Raw genomic sequence first — 1,544 nt, 5'->3', positions numbered from 1 at the left:
CCTAATCTATCTTTGATAGTGATCTGCTTTAATCAAACAGGACACTTCAATAAGGAATATAATCCAATTATTGAGGTGTTAAATGACAAAACGAAAGAACAGAAGTTATACAACAGAGTTTAAACAAGAAGCGGTTGCCCTGGTCACCGAGCAAGGCTATAGCGTTCCTAAAGCGGCTGCTTCATTGGGTATTACAGATAAGTTGCTCTACAACTGGAAAGCCAAGTTTGATGCGGAACAATCTGGTACTGGCTTAAATACAGATGAGCGTGCTGAATTGCTTCGGCTCCGAAAGGAAAATAAAGAGCTGAAGATGGAAAAGGAGATTTTAAAAAAGGCCAGCGCCCTCCTGCTGAAGGAAACCAAGTAAGGTTTCAAACCATTCAACAACTTTCCTCAGCATATCCTGTTATCAAACTTTGCAAAGCAATGGGTGTTAGCCGCTCAGCTTATTATGCTTGGCTCAAACGGCCAACTAAATCTATTACGCCAAAGCAGTTACATTTGTATAGCAGAGCTAAAACTATCTTCGAGAAAAGCCGAAGTAGTTTGGGTTATAGAGAACTGCGGAAACGATTGTGCAGAGAGGGCTTTGATATTACTGAATACAGCGCTCAAAAATTAATGGCTAAGCTTGGATTGGTCGTTACGCAACGCATTGCATACAAGGCAACAACTAAGCGTAAACACAGTGATGCTGTTGCAGATAACTTGCTGAACCAGAACTTTAATCCGGTTGGGCCAAATCAAATCTTGGCTGGCGATGTGACTTATCTGAAAACAGGCGAAGGCTGGATGTATCTCGCGATCGTCATGGATTTATTTTCACGCCGAATCGTTGGCTGGCAGATTGATAAGCGTATGACTACTGACTTGGTTAGTCGAGCTATGATCAGGGCATATAATCTGCGCCAGCCTCCTAAAGGCTTGGTGTTTCATAGTGACAGAGGTTCGCAGTATACCAGCAAGCGTTATCGCACACTGCTGAGTAATTATGGCATCAGAGCTAGCATGGGGGATGTAGGTGCTTGCTGGGATAACTCTGTTGTGGAGCGGTTCTTTGGAAGCTTAAAGCATGACTGGGTTTTGAAAGTGCCCCAGCCAACGAGAGAGCATATGAGAAATGATGTGGCTGACTACATGCGTTATTACAACTTAGAGCGGCTCCATACTTCTAACGAAGATATGTCGCCAATCGAGTACGAAAACTCTTTAAGAAAAGTGTCCTGATTTAGTTGCGCAGAACAGTTGAGNTTGACTCGTTTCACCAGTCAAACACCATTGCAGAAAAAACCAAGGAAACGAGAACGACAAGCGTTATCACCAATCTCAACCTCATGAACCAAGACTCCAACACCTCTTCCTCAAATAGCTTTCGATCAATCACCAGCAAATAGATAAAACAGAAGGCGAACACGAGCGAACTATAAATCGACTCACAAGACGCTGCTAACCAAGCTAGAAGAGTGACAAAATTACTGTGCAAGAAGAGATTGATGGATGCATCACGAAGCAGAAACAATCCCCAATGAATGCCCGCCAGG

At 43.4% G+C, this 1,544-nt stretch carries 2 protein-coding genes; one reads left to right on the top strand and one right to left on the bottom strand.

Features of this window, described 5'->3' with window-relative positions:
• The first annotated feature begins 82 nt into the window (after positions 1–82).
• A protein-coding gene (locus A3763_RS05065) for an IS3 family transposase (RefSeq protein ID WP_156494921.1) occupies positions 83–1,230 on the top strand; the annotation gives its coding sequence in 2 pieces (ribosomal slippage) (positions 83–353 and positions 353–1,230; 1,149 coding nt in all).
• Positions 1,231–1,264: 34 nt separating this feature from the next.
• On the opposite strand, the gene A3763_RS05060 is transcribed toward A3763_RS05065, so the two are convergent.
• The coding region (locus A3763_RS05060; RefSeq protein WP_156494920.1) for a DUF3429 domain-containing protein at positions 1,265–1,544 on the bottom strand (280 nt) is incomplete at its 5' end.

This window comes from Oleiphilus sp. HI0128, assembly GCF_001635365.1.
This window is presented reverse-complemented; position numbering and strand designations above follow the sequence as displayed.